The organism is Pseudomonas viridiflava, assembly GCF_900602065.1.
Lineage (GTDB): Bacteria > Pseudomonadota > Gammaproteobacteria > Pseudomonadales > Pseudomonadaceae > Aquipseudomonas.
Genome location: NZ_UWFN01000225.1, coordinates 1 through 304, shown reverse-complemented (window position 1 = coordinate 304; position 304 = coordinate 1). Strand labels below are relative to the sequence as shown.

The 304-nt window shown below is 63.5% G+C and carries 1 pseudogene; it reads right to left on the bottom strand.

What is annotated here, in order from left to right:
* Positions 1–304 (bottom strand): annotated as a pseudogene (locus EE949_RS12950) (TonB-dependent receptor); the annotation flags it as partial.

Below are 304 nucleotides of genomic sequence, written 5' to 3'. Positions count from 1 at the left end.
GTCACCCAGGCCCTGATTCCAGTCCGTTACGGTGGTGTCTTTCCACTGCAGGCCGGTGGTGGTGATATTGCGTTCGGTCGGCATCACCAGCTTGGCATCCAACACGGTGTTCTCGACCGTCGGCTTGCGGCCGAGCACGTCGGTCTGGGCTGCGCTGGCCGTGCCTTCACGGCTGGACTTCTCGTGCGCCAGCGATACATCCGACGTCGCCCAACCCCAGCGACCCTGGTGAGAAATCGACCAGTGATCGCGATTGTTTTCCTGCTCGCGCGTCGCCCAGTTGGCGCTCAGGCCATCGCCGTTC